18 protein-coding genes are annotated in these 15,590 nt (G+C 69.6%); 6 read left to right on the top strand and 12 right to left on the bottom strand.

What is annotated here, in order from left to right; all coding sequences use genetic code 11:
* Positions 1 to 73 precede the first annotated feature (73 nt).
* Both AC0VXQ_RS02145 and AC0VXQ_RS02140 read right to left on the bottom strand, forming a co-directional pair.
* A complete protein-coding gene (locus AC0VXQ_RS02145; RefSeq protein ID WP_058730285.1) occupies positions 74 to 754 on the bottom strand; it encodes a response regulator transcription factor in 681 nt (226 codons plus the stop codon).
* Positions 751 to 2,064 carry a sensor histidine kinase gene (locus tag AC0VXQ_RS02140; RefSeq protein ID WP_081046161.1) on the bottom strand — a complete coding sequence of 438 codons (1,314 nt, stop codon included), beginning with the start codon at positions 2,062 to 2,064 and terminating at the stop codon, positions 751 to 753. Before AC0VXQ_RS02140 ends, AC0VXQ_RS02145 begins: the two co-directional genes overlap by 4 nt.
* Before the next feature lie 243 nt (positions 2,065 to 2,307).
* On the opposite strand from AC0VXQ_RS02140, the gene phoU reads away from it, so the two are divergent.
* Positions 2,308 to 2,970, top strand: a complete 663-nt coding sequence (gene phoU / locus AC0VXQ_RS02135; protein WP_058730284.1) for a phosphate signaling complex protein PhoU — start codon at positions 2,308 to 2,310, stop codon at positions 2,968 to 2,970.
* 146 nt (positions 2,971 to 3,116) lie between these two features.
* Here the strand turns inward: phoU and AC0VXQ_RS02130 are convergent, their stop codons facing one another.
* Both AC0VXQ_RS02130 and AC0VXQ_RS02125 read right to left on the bottom strand, forming a co-directional pair.
* Positions 3,117 to 3,857, bottom strand: a complete 741-nt coding sequence (locus AC0VXQ_RS02130) for a phosphoglyceromutase (protein ID WP_061225920.1) — start codon at positions 3,855 to 3,857, stop codon at positions 3,117 to 3,119.
* An 82-nt stretch (positions 3,858 to 3,939) separates the two neighbouring features.
* Positions 3,940 to 4,257, bottom strand: coding sequence for a DUF2516 family protein (locus AC0VXQ_RS02125; protein ID WP_099049771.1), 318 nt, complete (start codon positions 4,255 to 4,257; stop codon positions 3,940 to 3,942).
* An 87-nt stretch (positions 4,258 to 4,344) separates the two neighbouring features.
* Here AC0VXQ_RS02125 and tmk point away from each other — a divergent pair, with 87 nt between their 5' ends.
* Positions 4,345 to 5,067 (top strand): dTMP kinase, encoded by a 723-nt coding sequence (gene tmk / locus AC0VXQ_RS02120; protein ID WP_081101704.1) that lies wholly within the window; start codon positions 4,345 to 4,347, stop codon positions 5,065 to 5,067.
* Positions 5,064 to 6,212 carry a DNA polymerase III subunit delta' gene (locus tag AC0VXQ_RS02115; protein ID WP_061225919.1) on the top strand — a complete coding sequence of 383 codons (1,149 nt, stop codon included), beginning with the start codon at positions 5,064 to 5,066 and terminating at the stop codon, positions 6,210 to 6,212. The genes tmk and AC0VXQ_RS02115 overlap by 4 nt, the downstream gene beginning before the upstream one ends.
* An 82-nt stretch (positions 6,213 to 6,294) precedes the next feature.
* On the opposite strand, the gene AC0VXQ_RS02110 is transcribed toward AC0VXQ_RS02115, so the two are convergent.
* Genes AC0VXQ_RS02110 through manA form a run of 4 tightly spaced genes read right to left on the bottom strand, consistent with a single transcriptional unit; the run spans position 6,295 to position 10,467 of the window.
* On the bottom strand, positions 6,295 to 7,656 hold the full coding sequence (locus AC0VXQ_RS02110) for a PFL family protein (RefSeq protein ID WP_081101703.1): 1,362 nt from the start codon (positions 7,654 to 7,656) through the stop codon (positions 6,295 to 6,297).
* A 9-nt stretch (positions 7,657 to 7,665) separates the two neighbouring features.
* Positions 7,666 to 7,935, bottom strand: coding sequence for an ACT domain-containing protein (locus AC0VXQ_RS02105; RefSeq protein WP_061225918.1), 270 nt, complete (start codon positions 7,933 to 7,935; stop codon positions 7,666 to 7,668).
* A complete protein-coding gene (locus AC0VXQ_RS02100; protein ID WP_061225917.1) occupies positions 7,932 to 9,278 on the bottom strand; it encodes an AI-2E family transporter in 1,347 nt (448 codons plus the stop codon). Before AC0VXQ_RS02100 ends, AC0VXQ_RS02105 begins: the two co-directional genes overlap by 4 nt.
* Entirely contained in the window at positions 9,271 to 10,467 is a 1,197-nt protein-coding gene (manA, locus tag AC0VXQ_RS02095) for a mannose-6-phosphate isomerase, class I (RefSeq protein ID WP_061225916.1), read from the bottom strand. Before manA ends, AC0VXQ_RS02100 begins: the two co-directional genes overlap by 8 nt.
* A gap of 115 nt (positions 10,468 to 10,582) precedes the next feature.
* Here manA and AC0VXQ_RS02090 point away from each other — a divergent pair, with 115 nt between their 5' ends.
* Positions 10,583 to 11,986: a phosphomannomutase/phosphoglucomutase gene (locus tag AC0VXQ_RS02090; protein WP_061225915.1), complete on the top strand. Its 1,404-nt coding sequence runs from the start codon at positions 10,583 to 10,585 to the stop codon at positions 11,984 to 11,986.
* Positions 11,987 to 12,153: 167 nt separating this feature from the next.
* Here the strand turns inward: AC0VXQ_RS02090 and AC0VXQ_RS02085 are convergent, their stop codons facing one another.
* Together AC0VXQ_RS02085 and AC0VXQ_RS02080 are read right to left on the bottom strand one after the other, a co-directional pair.
* The gene (locus AC0VXQ_RS02085; RefSeq protein ID WP_244884109.1) at positions 12,154 to 12,555 is read right to left on the bottom strand and encodes a type II toxin-antitoxin system VapC family toxin; all 402 of its coding nucleotides are present in this window, start codon (positions 12,553 to 12,555) and stop codon (positions 12,154 to 12,156) included.
* Entirely contained in the window at positions 12,552 to 12,833 is a 282-nt protein-coding gene (locus tag AC0VXQ_RS02080) for a type II toxin-antitoxin system Phd/YefM family antitoxin (protein WP_061225422.1), read from the bottom strand. The genes AC0VXQ_RS02085 and AC0VXQ_RS02080 overlap by 4 nt, the downstream gene beginning before the upstream one ends.
* A 383-nt stretch (positions 12,834 to 13,216) precedes the next feature.
* On the opposite strand from AC0VXQ_RS02080, the gene AC0VXQ_RS02075 reads away from it, so the two are divergent.
* Both AC0VXQ_RS02075 and AC0VXQ_RS02070 read left to right on the top strand, forming a co-directional pair.
* Positions 13,217 to 13,549 carry a Fic/DOC family N-terminal domain-containing protein gene (locus tag AC0VXQ_RS02075; RefSeq protein WP_475528940.1) on the top strand — a complete coding sequence of 111 codons (333 nt, stop codon included), beginning with the start codon at positions 13,217 to 13,219 and terminating at the stop codon, positions 13,547 to 13,549.
* A complete protein-coding gene (locus AC0VXQ_RS02070; protein ID WP_475528937.1) occupies positions 13,471 to 14,040 on the top strand; it encodes a Fic family protein in 570 nt (189 codons plus the stop codon). Before AC0VXQ_RS02075 ends, AC0VXQ_RS02070 begins: the two co-directional genes overlap by 79 nt.
* Before the next feature lie 576 nt (positions 14,041 to 14,616).
* Here AC0VXQ_RS02070 and AC0VXQ_RS02065 read toward each other — a convergent pair.
* Together AC0VXQ_RS02065 and AC0VXQ_RS02060 are read right to left on the bottom strand one after the other, a co-directional pair.
* A complete protein-coding gene (locus AC0VXQ_RS02065) occupies positions 14,617 to 15,198 on the bottom strand; it encodes a hypothetical protein (RefSeq protein WP_475528934.1) in 582 nt (193 codons plus the stop codon).
* A 74-nt stretch (positions 15,199 to 15,272) separates the two neighbouring features.
* Positions 15,273 to 15,458 carry a type I restriction-modification system subunit M N-terminal domain-containing protein gene (locus AC0VXQ_RS02060; protein WP_475528932.1) on the bottom strand — a complete coding sequence of 62 codons (186 nt, stop codon included), beginning with the start codon at positions 15,456 to 15,458 and terminating at the stop codon, positions 15,273 to 15,275.
* Positions 15,459 to 15,590: the final 132 nt, after the last annotated feature.

Raw genomic sequence — 15,590 nt, 5'->3', positions numbered from 1 at the left:
AACGGCCCCGCCGCCTGCCCAGAACAGGAGGCGGGGCCGTCGTCGTGATCGGCGGCCTTCGCCCGGCCCGGCCTCAGTCCTCGAACTTGTAGCCCAGACCCCGGACCGTGACGAGGTGGCGGGGGTGGGAGGGGTCCGGCTCGATCTTGGAGCGCAGCCGCTTGATGTGCACATCCAGGGTCTTGGTGTCCCCGACGTAGTCGCTGCCCCAGACCCGCTCGATCAGCTGCCCGCGGGTCAGCACCCGCCCGGCGTTGCGCAGCAGCAGCTCCAGCAGCTCGAACTCCTTCAGCGGCATCGACACCGCCTCCCCCTGCACGCTGACCACGTGCCGGTCCGGGTCCAGGCGCACCGGCCCACCCTGCACCACCGCGTCCACCGGATCCTCCCGATCCGTGCGGCGACGCAGCACCGCCCGGATCCGGGCCAGCAGCTCCCGGGAGGAGTACGGCTTCGTCACGTAGTCATCCGCGCCGAGCTCCAGACCCAGCACCTTGTCGATCTCCGCGTCCTTGGCCGTGAGCATGATGATCGGCACGGAGGAGCGCTGACGCAGCTGGCGGCACACCTCGGTGCCCGACTGCCCGGGCAGCATCAGATCCAGCAGCACCAGATCCGCCCCGGAGCGCTCGAAGCGCTCGACGGCGTCCAGGCCGTCCTCGCTGACCGTCACCTCGAAGCCCTCCCTGCCCAGCAGGAAGGCCAGCGGCTCGCTCAGGGCCTGCTCATCCTCCACCACCAAGATCCTCGTCATGCTCCGGTCTCCTCCTTCCGGTCCCGGAGCCTGCCGGGACCGACCTCGTGTGCGTGTGCTGTGCGTGCTGCGGTCTCGGCCGGCGCGGGCACGCGCCCCGGGGTGGCCGGGGCGGTGAGCACCTCCACCGGCGGGGCCGGGGAACCCGCGGGGATGCCGTCGCCCTCGGCCAGCTCGCGCTGGGCCTGCTCATCCACCTCCGGCAGGCTCATGGTGAACGTGGAGCCCTGCCCGGGGGTGGACCAGACGCTGATCTCCCCGCCGTGCTGGGCCGTCACGTGCTTGACGATCGACAGTCCCAGGCCCGTCCCGCCGGTCTGCCGGGAGCGGGCGGCGTCGACCCGGTAGAACCGCTCGAAGATCCGATCCTGCTCCGCCTCGGGGATGCCCGGGCCCTGATCCTTGACCGAGATGCGCACCGTGCCGTCCTTGGAGCGGATCCCCACCCCGATCCGGGTGTTCTCCGGGGAGTAGCGGATCGCGTTGTCGATGAGGTTGCGCAGCGCCGTCATGAGCATCTCCGGGTCCCCGTGCACCGGGCGCGGCGCCGTGCCGCCGATGCGCAGGGAGATGGACTTGGCCTCGGCCGGCAGCCGGTTGCGGTCCACGGCCTCGCGCACCGTCCGGTTCACATCCACCACCCGGCCCTCCTGGACCACGTCCGTGCCCTGCAGGCGGGAGAGCTCGATGACGTCGTGCACCAGGGCCGTGAGCCGCTCGGACTCCTTGTGCAGGCGGCGGGTGAAGTGGCGCACGGCCTCCTCGTCCCCGGCCGCGGAGTCGATGGCCTCGGCGAGCAGACGCACCGCGCCCACCGGCGTCTTCAGCTCGTGGGAGACGTTGGCGACGAAGTCCGTGCGGATCGCCTGGGCCCGGGTGATCTCCGTGCGGTCATCGGCCAGCAGCAGGATGTACTCATCGGCCACCGGCGCGATGCGCACGTTGAGGATGAGCACCGAGCGGCCCGAGGCGCCGCGGGAGATCTCCACGGTGCGCTCCACGATGACGCCGCTGCGCCGGACCTGGCGGATCAGCTCCACCAGCTCCTCCTGCACGATCTCGTGCCCGCGCACCAGGCCGTAGGCGTAGGAGGCCTGCGAGGCGCGCACGACGCCGTCCACCGCGTCCACCACCACGTAGGCCCGGCCCACGACGGCCAGCACCTGCGCGGCGCCGTCGCTGATGACCGGCTCCTCCACCAGGGCCCAATCCGAGCGCTGGCGGTCGCTGCGACGCATGGCGACGTGGCTGAGCAGGCCCAGCCCAGCGCCGATCAGACCGCACAGCACGGCGATGGCTACGGGACTCACGGGCACCAGCTTAGCGGGGCGCCTGCGCCCATCGGCCTCCGACGACGCCCGGCACCGGAGGTTCACCTGCCGTTCATCCCCGCGCGCCCCGCCCGTTCATCCCGGCCCGGCACCATGGGAGACCGATGCGCCCCGCCGCGTCCCTCGCCGCACCATCGCGGCGTCGGGCACCCGCGGGGCGGCCCCACCCACCATGAGCGCCCCGCAGACCGAGAGCCCGGGCGCAGGAAAGGACCGAGCACCGTGCGCACCGTCTTCCAGGCCGAGCTCCAGCAGATCGGCGAGGACCTCGTGGAGATCTCCGATCTGGTGCGCGCCGCACTGATCCGGGCCTCCGAATCCCTGTTCGAGGCCGACGTCGAGCTGGCCGAGGAGGTCATCTCCGATGATGCCCGGATCGACCTGCGCCAGACCCAGCTGGATGAGCGCGCGATCGACCTGCTGGCCCTGCAGGCCCCGGTGGCCTCGGATCTGCGCCGCATCGTCGCGGCCCTGCGGATGAGCGCGTCCCTGGAGCGCATGGGGGATCTGGCCCGGCACCTGTCCCAGACCGCGCGGCTGCGCTACCCCGAGTCCGTCATCCCGGAGCCCCTGCTGGGGACCTTCCGGGAGATGGCGGACCTGGACCTGCGCATCGTGGAGGCGGTGACCCGGCTGCTCACGAGCCAGGACCTGGCCGACGCCGACGCGATCCACACCGCGAAGGCCCGGCTGAACGAGCTGCACGCCTCCGTGTTCGGGTCGGTGGCCGAGGGCGGCTGGTCCCCGGAGACGACCGTGGACATCGCCCTGGTCTCCCGGTACCTGGAGCGCTTCGGGGACCACGGCGTCGCGGTGGCCCGGAAGGTGGCCTACCTGGTCACCGGGGAGTGGGACGCCGGGCGGGACCTGCCCTCCGCCCCCTGAGCCCGGCCGGCCGATCGGCCGGAGGCACGACCCGGCTCAGGATGGGGCCGGGCACCGAGCATCCCCGCAGAGACGGAGGAAGGGGCCCGCACCGAGCGACTCGGTGCGGGCCCCTTCCCCCGTGGGCGCCGGGTGCGGCGGACGGGCTACTTGCCCTGGTTCGCCACGGCCTTGATGGCCTCCTCGGCGTTGGGATCCAGGTACTCGCCGGGCTTGACGGGCTTCAGGTCCTCGTCCAGCTCGTAGTACAGCGGGATGCCGGTCGGGATGTTCAGCCCGGAGATGTCCTCATCCGAGATGCCGTCCAGGTGCTTGACCAGCGCGCGCAGGGAGTTCCCGTGCGCGGCGACCAGCACGGTCTTGCCGGTCTTCAGGTCCGGGACGATGCCGTCCTTCCAGTACGGCAACATCCGCTCGAGCACGTCCTTGAGGCACTCGGTGCGGGGGGCGTCGGCCACGTCCGCGTAGCGGGGGTCATGGGCCTGGGAGAACTCGTCGTCGTCCTCGATGGCCGGCGGCGGCACGTCGTAGGAGCGGCGCCACTGCATGAACTGGTCCTCGCCGTACTTCTCGCGGATCTCGGACTTGTTCTTGCCCTGCAGCGCGCCGTAGTGCCGCTCGTTCAGGCGCCAGCTGCGCTTGACGGGGATCCACAGGCGGTCCGCCTCATCCAGGGCGATGTTCGCGGTGTTCATCGCCCGGCGCAGCAGCGAGGTGTGCACGACCTCGGGCAGGATGTCGCGCTCCTTCAGCAGCGCGCCGCCCTTCTTCGCCTCCGCGCGTCCCTGCTCGGACAGGGGGACATCCACCCATCCCGTGAACAGGTTCTCCTTGTTCCATTCGCTCTGTCCGTGCCGCAGCAGCACGAGCTTGTATGTCTCAGCCATGCCCCCATTCTCGCACCGACGGCGGGGTCAGGGAAGGACCGGCACGGGGTGCGCCGCCTCGCACCGGGTGGGGACGCGGCTCTCAGCGCCGACGCCGCGGGGCCACCTCCGGCTTCACATCCGCCAGGTACACCCCGACGATCACGGCCGCTACCAGCTGCAGGAACAGGGAGGAGCTGCCGCCGCCGAAGGAGGTCCACGCCGAGAGCAGCGCGACCAGCAGGCTGCCGCCGGTCAGCGCCAGCCAGAAGCCCTTGGTCCGCTTGCCCATGACCTCGAAGGCGCTGGGCTGGGCGGAGACCGCGGTGACGAAGGCGTAGATCGCCAGCACGACCAGCAGCAGGGCCAGGGCGAGGTTGATGCCGAATTCCAGGGCCATCACGATGCGCAGCACGAACATGTGCCACAGCCTAGCCGAGACCCCCGCCGCACGGGCTGTCCCCAGCCGCCCCGCGGCCGCGGGGCGGGGTTCGGATACCCTGGGCAGGTGACTGACGCGCTGAGCTACCACCCTGAGGCCCCGGGCACCGCCGACCAGGCCCTGCCCGGGACGTTCCTGGCCCTGGAGGGCGGGGACGGCGGCGGCAAGTCCACCCAGGCCCGGCTGCTGGCCCAGCGCCTGGAGGCCGCCGGGGCCGACGTCGTGCTGACCCGCGAACCCGGCGGCACCCCCCTCGGCGAGCGCGTCCGCAAGCTGCTCCTGGACCCCGACCACGGCGAGATGGACGCCCGCGCGGAGGCCCTGCTCTACGCCGCGGCCCGCGCCGCCCACGCACAGCAGACCATCCGCCCGGCCCTGGCCCGCGGGGCCGTGGTGATCTGCGACCGCTACCTGGACTCCTCCGCGGCCTACCAGGGCGCCGGACGCGGCCTCGGCGAGCAGACGATCGCGGACCTGTCCCGCTGGGCCACCCGCGAGCTGCTGCCGGATATGACCCTGTTCCTCCAGGTGCCCGACGACGACGCCCGGGCCCGCCTGGCCGCCCGCGGTGCGGCCCCGGACCGGCTGGAGGCCGAACCGGACGCCTTCCGCGCCCGCACCGCGGACGCTTTCCGGGCCCTGGCCGCCCGCGGCGGGAACCGTCAGGCCGTGGACGGGCGGGGCGAGGTGGCCGAGGTGGCCGCGCGCATCGACGCCGTGATCGGCGAGCACCTGCCGTACCTGGGTGCGCTGCTCACCGGTACCGCTGCGCCGGAGGCTCGGGCGTGAGCGTCTGGGATCAGCTGGTGGGCCAGGAGGCGGCCGTGGCCCAGCTGCGTCGGGCGGCCGCCCAGAGCGCCCCGGCCCACGCCTGGCTGTTCACCGGCCCGCCCGGCTCCGGGCGCTCCACCGCCGCCCGCGCCCTGGCCGCGGCCCTGCTGTGCGACCAGGAGGATCCGGGCGAGCGCGGCTGCGGGCGGTGCCGCTCCTGCCGCACCACGATGGCCGGCTCCCACGCCGACGTCACGGACTTCGCCACCGAGAACCTCACGATCAAGATCGAGGAGGCCCGGGACCTGGTGGTGCGCGCCCAGGACCGGCCCGCCGTCGGGCGCTGGCGGATCATCATCGTGGAGGACGCGGACCGGATGCCCGAGCGCACCTCCAACGTGCTGCTCAAGGCCATCGAGGAGCCGCCGCCGCACACCGTGTGGCTGCTGTGCGCGCCCAGCCCGGTGGACGTGCTGGTGACCATCCGCTCCCGGTGCCGGCCCGTGCGCCTGAAGGTCCCCGCCCCCGAGGAGGTGGCTCGACTGCTCAGCCGGCGCGACGGCGTCGAGGAGACCACCGCGCTGCAGGCGGCCCGCCTGGCCCAGGGGCACGTGGGCATCGCCCGGCGTCTGGCCCTGGATCCGCAGGCCCGCCAGCGCCGGGAGGACGTGGTGCGCCTGCCGCTGGGTCTGGACGGGATCGGGGCGGCCGTGGCCGCGGCGGATCGGCTGATCGCCACCGCGGAGGCGGAGGCCGCCGCGGATGCCGAGGAGCGCAACGAAGCCGAGCGGGCGCAGCTGCTGGTCAGCCTGGGCGCCCCGGAGTCTGGGCGGCTGCCGCCGAACATCCAGGCGGCGGTGCGCCGACTGGAGGAGGACCAGAAGCGCCGCTCCCGGCGCATCCAGGTGGACACCCTGGATCGCTTCCTCATCGACCTGTCCACCTTCTACCGGGACGTGCTGACCCTGCAGCTGGAGTCCGGCTCCACCCTGGTCAACCGGCACCTGCAGCGGGAGCTGGCCGACTACGCGCTGAACTCCTCCCCCGAGCGGACGCTGGAGCAGCTGGACACCATCGCCCTGACCCGCCGGCGGATCTCCACCAACGCCAACCCGCGCCTGGCCTTCGAGGCGATGGCCGCGGCCCTGATGCTGCGGCACTGACGGCGCGGGGGCCGTCGGAGCGCCGACGCCGCGGGCGGGCCGGGCGCCGAGCCGGCGGGGCCCGGGCCCGCCCCGAAAGGCCTCAGTTGCGGAAGCCGTGCACCGGGGAGGGGATGGTCCCGGAGCGGGCGACGAAGACCTCCGGGGACGCCTCGTGCACCGGCATCACCGGGGCCCGGCCCAGCAGGCCGCCGAACTCCACCATCTCCCCGACCCCCAGCCCGATCGCCGGGATCAGGCGCACCGCGGTGGTCTTGTGGTTCATCACCCCGATCGCAGCCTCATCGGCGATCATCGCGGACAGCGTGGCCGCGGAGGTCTGCCCCGGCACGGCCACCATGTCCAAGCCCACCGAGCAGATCGCCGTCATCGCCTCGAGCTTGTCCAAGGTGATCGCCCCGGCCGCGGCGGCCTCGATCATCCCGATGTCCTCCGAGACGGGGATGAAGGACCCGGACAGCCCGCCCACCCGGGAGCAGGCCATCAGCCCGCCCTTCTTCATCGCGTCGTTGAGCAGCGCCAGAGCCGCCGTCGTCCCGTGGGTGCCGACCGTCTCCAGGCCCAGCTCCTCCAGGACCCGGGCCACCGAATCCCCGACCTCCGCGGTGGGCGCCAGGGACAGGTCCACGATCCCGAACTCCGTGTCCAGGCGCTGGGAGGCCAGGGACCCGACCAGCTGCCCCACCCGGGTGATCTTGAACGCGGCCTTCTTGATGGTCTCCGCGGCCACATCCAGCGGGGCGCCGGGCACCTTCTCCAGGGCCCGCTTGACCACCCCCGGCCCGGACACGCCCACCGAGACCACGGTGTCCGCCTCCTGCACCCCGTGGAAGGCGCCGGCCATGAACGGGTTGTCCGAGACCGCGTTGGCGAAGACCACCAGCTTGGCGCACCCGAAGCCGTGGGCATCGGCCGTCAGCTCCGCGGTCTCGCGGATCACCTCGCCCATGGTGCGCACCGCGTTCATGTTGATCCCGGCGCGGGAGGAGCCGATGTCCACGGAGGAGCACACGACGTCGGTCTCGGCCAGGGCCTGGGGGATCGAGGCCATCAGGGCCCGGTCCGCCGGCGTCGCGCCCTTGTCCGCCAGGGCGGAGAACCCGCCGATGAAGTCCACCCCCACGGCCTTGGCCGCGGCGTCCAGGGTGCGGGCGTACTCGGTGAGGTCCTGCTCCCCGCTGGCGGCGGCCACCAGCGCGATCGGGGTGACCGCGACCCGCTTGTTGATGATCGGGATGCCCAGCTCCCGTTCGATCCCCTGGCACACCTGCACCAGCCGGGCCGCGCGCGTGGTGATCTTCTCGTAGATCCGACGCCGGGCGGTGTCCCCATCCCCGTCGATGCAGTCCAGCAGGGAGATGCCCATCGTGACCGTGCGGATGTCGAGGCGGTCCTCCTCGATCATCTGGATGGTCTCGAGGATGTTCGCGTTGGTGTCGATCATGCGGGCCCCCTAGAGCTGGTGCATCGCGTCGAAGATGGCCTCGGACTGGATGCGCACGATCACGCCCGTCTGCTCCTGCACCGCGGCCATGTCCTCCTGGATCGCCTCGATGGAGCCGGCGGCGTCGTCGAAGGAGCCCTGCATGATCATGGTGAAGTACCCGTCCATGAGGGTCTGGGAGACGTTGAGGATGTTCACCTCCAGCGCGGCCAGGCGGGTGGCGACCGCGGCGATGATGCCCACGCGGTCCGGGCCGGTGACGGTCAGGATGATCTTCATGGCTGCTCCTCGGTGTGCTGCCGGGTGGATGGGGTCTCGGTGGGGTGCGGGGCCTCCCGGCCGTAGGCCCGGCGCAGGGAGATCCGCCCGTCGTCGTTGATCATGCGGGCCGTGCCGCGCAGGTCGATGGGACGGCCGCGGGAGTCGAAGGCGATGCCCACCCACCGCGAGCGCGGATCCGAATCGATGAGCACGGCCTTGAAGAACAGGGTCAGCGGCACCGCGAGGATCGCGCCGAGCGGCCCGATGACGGCGGACCAGAACATCAGGGACAGGAACGTGACCGTGGTGTTCAGCCCGACGGCGTCGCCGGTGATCTTCGGCTGGATCACCGCCTGGGCGACGAAGTTGATCATGGAGAACCAGACGATGACCCACAGCGCGGTGGCCGGGCCGCCGTCGAGCAGGCCCAGCAGCGCCGGGGGGATCACCCCGATGACGAAGCCGATGTTGGGGATGTAGTTGGTGACGAAGGCGAACACGCCCCACGTGAAAGCCAGGGGCACCCCCAGCCACAGCAGCACCAGCCAGTCCAGGGCCGCGACGATCGCACCGAACACGGTGTTGACGATCCAGTACTTGGAGGTGCGGCGGGAGAAGTCCTCGAAGGCCTGGCCCAGCCCCTGCTGGGCGGCCAGCAGCTGGCCCCGGCGGCCCTGGATGATCGTGGAGTCGATCATGAGGAAGGCCACGACCATTACGAGCACGAACAGCTGCGAGCCGACCGAGGACAGCCCGGTCAGCACGGTGGTCAGGGCGGTGATGATGCGGCTGGGCTGGGCGTATTCCAGCACCGAGTTGCCGAGGTCCGTCTCGTTGATGCCCCACTGGGTCAGCAGATCCCGCAGCTGCACGTAGAGGGTCTGGAACTTCCCGGCGTAGTCCGGGGCCTTCTCCACCAGGGCCATCACGGAGTAGGCCATGGACCCGACGATGGCCAACAGGATGGCGTACAGCAGCACCGCCACACCCGCGCCGGCGATCCAGCCCGGCACCTTCCGGTCCGTCAGCCACAGCCGCAGGGGACGCACCGCGATGACCAGGGAGAAGGCGAGGAAGGCCGGACCGAAGACGTCCGCGACGTACTGCAGTCCCACCATGAGCACGACGAGCCCGGCCAGGGTCAGCACGGAGACCGCGCCCAGGGGCGCTCCCGGGCGGGGGGTTGCCGCCGGGTCCGCCTCCACCGCCTGCGGCTCGTCCTGCCAGGGGGCCAGGTCGCTGCGGTGCGGCGTGATGGGGCGGGCGGAGTCGGTCCGTTCGGGGTCCTGGGCGGCTGCCTCCGGATCCTGGGCGGACGCCGTGGAGCCCTGGGCGGGCTCGGCCGGGCGCGGCTCAGACATGGCTGGCGCAGTACAGTCGGCCGGCCCCGGTCAGGACCAGGTCATCCGGGGTGCCGGTGTGCAGCAGGGAGTCGGTGCCGCGCAGCCGGTGGACGACGCCGTCCGGGCCGGTCACCTCGACCTCGCCGTCGGTGCACAGCAGGGCGGAAAGCCCCTCGCAGCGGAAGCTCAGCGGCTCCTGGCCGTCCAGATCCAGCCGGGTCACGCTCAGCGCGGGGTCCCAGGTGGCGTAGCGGTGCACGCCCGGGGCCGCCTCCTCGGGTCCGCGCAGCGGCGGGGCCGGCTGATCCGGAACCAGCACGGTGAGCATCTGCTCCACGTCCACGTGCTTGGGCGTCAGGCCCGCGCGCATGACGTTGTCGGAGGCCTCCATGATCTCCACGGCCGTGCCGGAGACGTAGGCGTGCACCTGCCCGGCGGGGGTGTGCGCGGACTGGCCCGGCTCCAGGAACAGCTGGTTCATGGCCGTGGCCACGAGGATGCCCCGGTCCCCCGGGTAGGCCTCATCCAGCAGCAGCACCAGGTCCGCCAGGGCGGTGATCCGCTCCCCGGCGGCCTCCTGGTGGGCGGGGGTGTGGTGCGGGTCGAAGGGGTGCTCGGCCGCCCAGTCCCGGGCCGCGGCCACCGTGACCTGCAGGTCCCGGGCCGCGGCGGCGTCGTCGGCGTCGAAGATGGCGCGGATCAGGGCGGCGGCGTCCAGCTGCGCCTTCTCCGCCAGCCACCGCAGATCCAGGGCCTCGGCGATCTCGCGCAGCTGCTCGGCCGGGCGGATGCCGGTGAGGATGCGCACCGGGGAGACGGCGATGACGGTCTCCGGCTTGGCGCCGCGATCCCTGTAATTGCGATGCGGGGCATCCACCGGGACCCCGGCGGCCTCCTCCGCGGCGAAGCCGGCCTCGGCCTGCTCCCGGGAGGGGTGCACCTGCAGGGACAGCGGGGCGGCGATCGCCAGGATCTTGAACAGGAAGGGGAAGCGCTCCGCACCCTCGGGCAGGAACCGATCCGGCTCGGCCTCCACCGCCTCGGCCAGGGAGCGCTCGACTCCGTCCTGCACCAGGACGGACGGGGACTTGGGATGCGCGCCGACCCACAGCTCGGCCTCCGGCTCCGGGGCGGGCACGGGGGCGCCCCGCATCTGCGCGAGCGTGTCCCGGGTGCCCCAGGCGTAGTGCTGGATCGGATTGCGCATGGCATGAAGGTGGCCCATGGTCCCCCATGAAACCACACCGGGCGGGAGCATCGGGCGTCACCCGCGCCGGTGCATCTCCAGGCCGGGCGGGGGCTCACCGGCTAGAGTGGGCGCCGTGAGCATTGATCTTTCCGAATCCTTCAAGGCCTACGATGTCCGCGGCATCGTGGGCGAGACCATCACCGCCGAGACCGTGGAGGCCACCGCCGCCGCGTTCGTGGACGTGCAGGACCTGGCCGGGACCACCGTGCTGGTGGGCGGGGACATGCGCCCCAGCTCCCCGGAGTTCATGGACGCCTTCGCCCGCGGGGCCACCGCACGCGGGGCCGACGTCGTGAAGATCGGGCTGATCTCCACGGACGAGCTGTACTTCGCCTGCGGCGTGTTCGACGCCCCCGGGGTCACCTTCACCGCCTCCCACAACCCGGCGCAGTACAACGGGATGAAGATGGCCAAGGCCGGTGCGGTGCCCGTCTCCTCCGAGACCGGGCTGTACGAGATCCGGGACCTGGCCCAGCGCTACCTGGACGACGGCGTCCCCGCCGGTGAGCGCACCGGGACCGTGGAGGAGCGGGACATCCTGGCCGACTACGCCCGGTACCTGCGCGACCTGGTGGACCTGTCCGGGATCCGGAAGCTGAAGGTCGTGGTGGACGCCGGCAACGGCATGGGCGGGATGACCACCCCGGCCGTGCTGGGCGATGCGAAGCTGGAGGCCCTGCCCCTGGAGATCGTGCCCCTGTACTTCGAGCTGGACGGCACCTTCCCCAACCACCCGGCCAACCCGCTGGAGCCGGCCAACCTGCGGGACCTGCAGGCCGCCGTCGTGGAGCACGGGGCGTACATCGGCCTGGCCTTCGACGGGGACGCGGACCGCTGCTTCGTGATCGACGAGAAGGGCGAGCCGGTGACCCCCTCCGCGATCGCCGCGCTGGTGGCCGAGCGGGAGATCGCCCGCGCGCAGGCCGACGGGAACGAGCAGCCGGTGATCATCTTCAACCTGATCACCTCCAAGGCCGTGCCGGAGCTGGTGGAGGCCAAGGGCGGGCGCCCGGTGAAGACCCGCGTGGGCCACTCCTTCATCAAGGCCGTGATGGCCGCCGAGCACGGGGTGTTCGGCGGGGAGCACTCCGCGCACTACTACTTCAAGGACTTCTTCAACGCGGACACCGGCATGCTCGCCGCGATGCACGTGCTGGCCGCCCTGGGCGGGCAGGACAAGCCCCTGTCCGAGCTGGCCGCGGCCTACAGCCCGTACGCGGCCTCCGGGGAGATCAACTCGACCATCGAGGACAAGGCCGCCGCGGTGGATCGGGTGCGCGCGGCCCTGGCCGGGGAGGACGTGGAGGTGGAGGATTCCGACGGGACCACCTTCACCCACCGCACCGAGGGCTGGTGGTTCAACCTGCGCCCGTCCAACACCGAGCCCTTCCTGCGCCTGAACGTGGAGGCCCCGGACACCGCGACCATGGAGCGGGTGCGCGACCGGGTGCTGGGCCTGGTGCGGCAGGAGGGGTAGGGCTTTCCTCCCCTGCGCCTTCGCCTGCGCGCCGCTCCGCGCCTTCACCGACCCGGCGCTTTCGTGCAGGCTCCTCACCGACCCGGCGCTCTCGTTCCCGGAAATCGCGTTTTCGGGAACGAGCGCGCCGGGTCGGTGCATGGGTGGGTGCGGGAGCGCCGGGTCGCTCAGTCCTCCCCGGGTGCCACCGTTCGGAGACCGACCGCATGCGCTGCATCAGCCAAGCGGTGGTCGTAGGTCAGCAGGGCATCTGCGGACAGCATGAGCGCTGACTCAAGATGCAGCGCATCCAGAGATCGAAGATAGGGCATCGGCAGCAGCCCCGCCCCCACGAAGACGGTCCGATCGAGGCCGAAGAGGGTCACCCCGTCCAGGACCGCGCTCACCTCAGACTGCGGCAGGTCCTCGCGGAAGCCCACCCGTCGCAGCTCCGTCTCCAGAAGATCGGAGGAGACCAGATCCACCTCGCTGGTGTTGAGCCATTCCAGAAGCGCTGGAGCCCGCGCCTGTCCGAGCAGAAGCGTCGCCATCGCTGAGGTGTCCACGTAGACCGTCAGCCGCCGACTCACACGCGGTCCTCCCGCAGCTCATCGAGGATCTCCTCGACGCTGCGGCCACTGCCGCCCTGCGTCCGGTCTGGCAGAGTCCAGCCGCCCCGGCGTCGCGCCGGGCGGCTGACGCGCAGCCGCGGCTCCTCCACGTCCACCGGCACCAGACGCGCCACCGGCGTCGAACGGTTGGTGATGACGAACGATCGCCCCTCAGCCACCTCCCTCAGCACGCGCGCCGACTCGTTGCGCAGCTCACGCTGTGAGAGACTCTGCTCATCGTGTGCCTGGATCGCCATGCCCTGAATGTAGCACCGGTGCTACAGGCCAGGGAAGGGGCGAAGCAGGCGCGGCGAGTGGGGGCGAGCGGGGGGCAACTCCAGTGGTTTTTATGAGTAACTGCGGTTACTCATAAAAACGGGAGGTGGCGTTATGAGCAGAGACGGGTGGCCCGGCATCGGCTTCGAGGAGCGGCGTTGGACGCCCAGCAGGCAGGCGAGCTGGGGCGTGGATGGCGCCCTGGGCGCGCGCAGCTCGATGTACCGGGCGACCGTGGCGCCGCTGATCCGGGACCGCGCCCCCGTGCTGGCGGCACCGATCCAGCAGCTGGCGGAGCAGGCGGCCCAGGAGCTGAGGCGCTTCGACGCCGAGCTGGGACAGCGGGTAAGCCTCCTTCGCCCCGGTGCTGCTGCGCTCCGAGGCGGCCTCCTCCTCGCAGATCGAGAACCTGACAGCCTCGGCCCGCGCGATCTTCAGCGCGGCGCTGGGTGTGAAGCGCAGCCGCAACGCCGAGGAGATCGCCGCGAACACCAGGGCGCTGCGCGCCGCACTGACACTCTCCGAGAAGCTGACCGCGCCGACCATCCTGCGGATGCACGCCGTGCTGATGGAGTGCCGCCGCGGCACCCCCCCCCGGGGCGATGGCGGGATGAGCCGGTGTGGATCGGCACCCGCTCGGACTCCCCCATCGGCGCCACCTACGTGGCCCCGGACCACGGGAGCGTCCCCGAGCTGATGGAGGATCTGGTGCGGTTCATCGCGCGCACTGATCTGCCGCCGCTGGTGAGAACCGCGCTGGCCCAAGCCCAGTTCGATACGATCCACCCGTTCACCGACGGCAACGGACTCACGGGCCGGGCCCTGGCGCAGGCGATGCCGCGCCACCGCGACGTGACGCGCAACGTGGCGGCACCAGTCTCCGCGGGGCTGCTCGCGGATGTGGAAGGGTACCACGCCGCGGTGGATGTCTACCGGGCGGGGGATCTGGACCCCATCGTGGGCCAGTTCAACCTGGCGGCGCCGCGGGCCGTTGCCAACGGACGGCGGCTGGTGGAGGAGATCGACGATACCCGGGCCCGCTGGGATGAACGGCTGACGCCGCGGAAGAACTCCAATGCGTGGCGGCTGCTGGACATGCTACCCCGCAGGCCGGTGCTGACCAGCACTACCGCGGCCGAGGAGCTGGGAGTGCGCCAGCCGGACGGTATCCGCCGCTGCGCGCGCTGACCGAGGCCGGGATCCTGCGGTCCAAGAGCGAACACCGGCTGGGGCCCTTCTGGCGCAGCGACGAGGTGCTGGCCGCCATCGACGCCTTCGCGGAGCGGGCCGGGCGAAAAATACGGGAAAAGTTCACTGAATAATTTATTCCCGAATCCGACACAAAGGATCAGATTTGAACAGAGAGCGCTCCATGTTGGCTTTGGCGATATAATGCTGATCAGCGATCCTCAGGAAGCGGCCATCCAGACCCATGAAAGTGATACTTTCAAACATAATCAGACAGCCTGGGTTTTAAAGTGTTTCAAGATAGGCTTATTTGAAAATCTCGATTATTTGCAACCCTAGCTCACGCTGACGGAGAGAGGGCTCGAAGGGAAGGAATCAAAGGGAACATGGGAACACCCCAAGTGCAAAGAGTTGATTACAAAAGGCATCCATGTACTATATAAGTCTTCGCAATCTGTGCAATAGTAACACCATCATTATCACTCCAGGCCACACGTGAGCCACCTGCGCGTAGATTTTGATTTTAGATTTTAGACCTTGAGTCCATCGGACCAGGTCGTCCAGTAGACAACCGGATCAGGCGTCAGGACGCTGCGCAACAGCTCCGTCTACACGATCTGGGTTATCGGGACTGGCAAACCATAGCAACGGTGCGATCAAGAAGTATAATGGTGACACCAGGAATCCTAATATTGCCACAAAAAAACTCTCCTTCCCACACTTAAATAAAATGCACACAAGAGTCCCAATTATTAAAACGAATCCGAGGTTCAAAATTTTTCCCGACGAGGCGAGGTCTATCCATAGGGACAAAACTAAAGCTGCTGAAATATCCGCATTAGACATGAGAGTCGTCGGGGTCTGTTGTCGATACGTTCCGAAGAGAGTTAGGCATGACAGGATGGCCCAAACCAAGAGAATTAGAAAAAGAGCAAGGTTTGGATACCCGGAACCGAGAGTTTCATATGTATCCCTTATCCAATCGCTTAATGCAAAAAGTTTAAAAAACTGCACAGCGCTTGCCATGTTTGTAACCCCAGAATTACCAATACCCACAACTGACAAGACAGTCGCTAGAATATATCCTGAAATCAGAAGTTTCACAACATTTTTAAATCTTTCGTTAGATCCCGATAATAAGATTTCCCAGTTAATCACTAATAACACTCCCCGATCGTATTAAATGCAACTTGAGCTCGGTTACTTTCTGGACATAGAAGTAATATAAGAAATTACAGATCCATCATCAAACCGACGTGCGTCTGCTTATGATGTAGGACATCAGGGATGGCCTCCAGCACCGCATCGAGGCGGAAGAGCACCGTGAACGGCAGGATCACATCCCCGTACTCGTGCTGCTTGTACGTACCGCGGAGGATGTCCGCGGCACCTCGGATGAAGGAGGCGTGGTTAAACAAGATGAGACCTCGACGGTGGTGGCGGGGATCATGGGGACTCCCCCAGTGTAGAGGCTCCGCCGCGCCGACCCCGGCGCTCCCCTGCAGGCTCTTCGCCGACCCGGCGCTCTCGTTCCCGAAAATCGCGCTTCT

The organism is Rothia sp. QJM3NY_36, assembly GCF_056173115.1.
Note: the sequence above shows the minus strand (reverse complement) of the source record. Positions and strands in the feature narration are given on the sequence as shown.

Coding starts and splice junctions, on each gene's coding strand:
- AC0VXQ_RS02145 (WP_058730285.1), bottom strand. CDS start 754: ATGACGAGGATCTTGGTGGTGGAGGATGAGCAGGCCCTGAGCGAGCCG.
- AC0VXQ_RS02130 (WP_061225920.1), bottom strand. CDS start 3,857: ATGGCTGAGACATACAAGCTCGTGCTGCTGCGGCACGGACAGAGCGAA.
- AC0VXQ_RS02125 (WP_099049771.1), bottom strand. CDS start 4,257: ATGTTCGTGCTGCGCATCGTGATGGCCCTGGAATTCGGCATCAACCTC.
- AC0VXQ_RS02110 (WP_081101703.1), bottom strand. CDS start 7,656: ATGATCGACACCAACGCGAACATCCTCGAGACCATCCAGATGATCGAG.
- AC0VXQ_RS02105 (WP_061225918.1), bottom strand. CDS start 7,935: ATGAAGATCATCCTGACCGTCACCGGCCCGGACCGCGTGGGCATCATC.
- AC0VXQ_RS02100 (WP_061225917.1), bottom strand. CDS start 9,278: ATGTCTGAGCCGCGCCCGGCCGAGCCCGCCCAGGGCTCCACGGCGTCC.
- manA (WP_061225916.1), bottom strand. CDS start 10,467: ATGCGCAATCCGATCCAGCACTACGCCTGGGGCACCCGGGACACGCTC.
- AC0VXQ_RS02080 (WP_061225422.1), bottom strand. CDS start 12,833: ATGGCGATCCAGGCACACGATGAGCAGAGTCTCTCACAGCGTGAGCTG.